The sequence below is a fragment of the Cereibacter changlensis JA139 genome (assembly GCF_003034985.1).
GTDB lineage: Bacteria > Pseudomonadota > Alphaproteobacteria > Rhodobacterales > Rhodobacteraceae > Cereibacter > Cereibacter changlensis.
In genome coordinates this window covers 1-2,500 of record NZ_PZKG01000195.1, presented here as the reverse complement: position 1 = coordinate 2,500, position 2,500 = coordinate 1, and the positions used below count along the sequence as shown (strand labels likewise).

Below are 2,500 nucleotides of genomic sequence, written 5' to 3'. Positions count from 1 at the left end.
TAGCTGGTTCTCCGCGAAAGCTATTTAGGTAGCGCCTCGGACGAATACCATCGGGGGTAGAGCACTACATGGATGATGGGGGCCCACAGCCTTACTGAGTCTAAGTAAACTCCGAATACCGATGAGTACTATCCGGGAGACACACGGCGGGTGCTAACGTCCGTCGTGAAGAGGGAAACAACCCTGACCTGCAGCTAAGGCCCCTAATTCGTGGCTAAGTGGGAAAGCATGTGGGACGGCCAAAACAACCAGGAGGTTGGCTTAGAAGCAGCCATCCTTTAAAGATAGCGTAACAGCTCACTGGTCTAGATAAGCTGTCCTGCGGCGAAGATGTAACGGGGCTCAAGCCACGAGCCGAAGCTCAGGATGCATAGCAATATGCGTGGTAGCGGAGCGTTCTGTGATATAGCTTCATGTGTTTTATCCGTATCTCCAAGCAATTGGGGGACGGAGACGAACACGCGAAGCTTTCTGTGAAGCCGGGCTGTAAGGCATCCGGTGGAGAGATCAGAAGCGAGAATGTTGACATGAGTAGCGACAAACAGGGTGAGAGACCCTGTCGCCGAAAGTCCAAGGGTTCCTGCTTAAAGCTAATCTGAGCAGGGTAAGCCGGCCCCTAAGGCGAGGCCGAAAGGCGTAGTCGATGGGAACCAGGTTAATATTCCTGGGCCAGGAGGAAGTGACGGATCTCGAAGGTTGTTCGCCCTTATCGGATTGGGCGGGCCGCTTAGAGGTTCCTGGAAATAGCCCTCCATGAGACCGTACCCTAAACCGACACAGGTGGACTGGTAGAGAATACCAAGGCGCTTGAGAGAACCACATCAAAGGAACTCGGCAAAATGCCTCCGTAAGTTCGCGAGAAGGAGGCCCCGTCTGTACGCAAGTATGGGCGGGGGGCACAAACTAGGGGGTGGCGACTGTTTACTTAAAACACAGGGCTCTGCGAAGCCGTAAGGCGACGTATAGGGTCTGACGCCTGCCCGGTGCTGGAAGGTTAAAAGGAGGGGTGCAAGCTCTGAATTGAAGCCCCAGTAAACGGCGGCCGTAACTATAACGGTCCTAAGGTAGCGAAATTCCTTGTCGGGTAAGTTCCGACCTGCACGAATGGCGTAACGATCTCCCCGCTGTCTCTGATGTGGACTCAGCGAAATTGAACTGTGTGTCAAGATGCACACTTCCCGCGGTTAGACGGAAAGACCCCATGCACCTTTACTATAGCTTCGCACTGGCATCAGGATTGTGATGTGCAGGATAGGTGGTAGGCATCGAAGCGGGGACGCTAGTTCCCGTGGAGCCATCCTTGAGATACCACCCTTCGCACTCTTGATGTCTAACCGCGGCCCGTTATCCGGGTCCGGGACCCTGCGTGGTGGGTAGTTTGACTGGGGCGGTCGCCTCCCAAATCGTAACGGAGGCGCGCGAAGGTAGGCTCAGAGCGGTCGGAAATCGCTCGTTGAGTGCAATGGCAGAAGCCTGCCTGACTGCAAGACTGACAAGTCGAGCAGAGACGAAAGTCGGTCATAGTGATCCGGTGGTCCCAAGTGGGAGGGCCATCGCTCAACGGATAAAAGGTACGCTGGGGATAACAGGCTGATGATGCCCAAGAGTCCATATCGACGGCATCGTTTGGCACCTCGATGTCGGCTCATCTCATCCTGGGGCTGGAGCAGGTCCCAAGGGTATGGCTGTTCGCCATTTAAAGAGGTACGTGAGCTGGGTTTAGAACGTCGTGAGACAGTTCGGTCCCTATCTGCCGTGGGTGTAGGAGACTTGAGAAGAGTTGCCCCTAGTACGAGAGGACCGGGGTGAACGAACCACTGGTGGACCAGTTATCGTGCCAACGGTAGTGCTGGGTAGCTATGTTCGGACAGGATAACCGCTGAAGGCATCTAAGCGGGAAGCCCCCTTCAAAACAAGGTCTCCCTGAGGGCCGTGGAAGACCACCACGTCGATAGGCCAGAGGTGTAAGCGCAGCAATGCGTTCAGCTGACTGGTACTAATTGCCCGATAGGCTTGATTTGATCCGGTAACAGCAAGGTTCAACAGAACCACGCTCAACCGCATCGTCAAAAGCACCAATGACTTGGAACAACCGTTGTGACCGGACCGAAAGGTCCGCCCACAACGCTGATGTTGTCGTTTCTTTCTCGGTTTGGTGGTCATAGCGCGAGCAAAACACCCGATCCCATCCCGAACTCGGCCGTTAAGTGCCGTCGCGCCAATGGTACTGCGTCTTAAGACGTGGGAGAGTAGGTCACCGCCAAACCTAGAAAGAAACGACATCTCCCTAAACGATCCAACCCTGGCGCGGGGTGGAGCAGCCCGGTAGCTCGTCAGGCTCATAACCTGAAGGTCACAGGTTCAAATCCTGTCCCCGCAACCATCGTTTCCGACCCAAAACCGACACCAGCCCTCGCAATCCGCGGGGGCTTTGTCATGTCCGCGCCCCCCAACGCCATGATGTTCGCCAACGCGCCCGCAAGGTCAATGCGGTGGCCGT

At 55.5% G+C, this 2,500-nt stretch carries 1 tRNA gene and 2 rRNA genes (1 of these 3 cut by a window edge); all 3 read left to right on the top strand.

Annotated features, from left to right (window positions below):
* Nucleotides 1-2,021, top strand: a 23S ribosomal RNA gene (locus C5F48_RS21480); it begins 824 nt to the left of the window's first position.
* A 130-nt stretch (nucleotides 2,022-2,151) separates the two neighbouring features.
* Nucleotides 2,152-2,266, top strand: a 5S ribosomal RNA gene (rrf, locus tag C5F48_RS21475).
* A 40-nt stretch (nucleotides 2,267-2,306) separates the two neighbouring features.
* Nucleotides 2,307-2,383 (top strand) — tRNA-Met (locus C5F48_RS21470).
* Nucleotides 2,384-2,500: the final 117 nt, after the last annotated feature.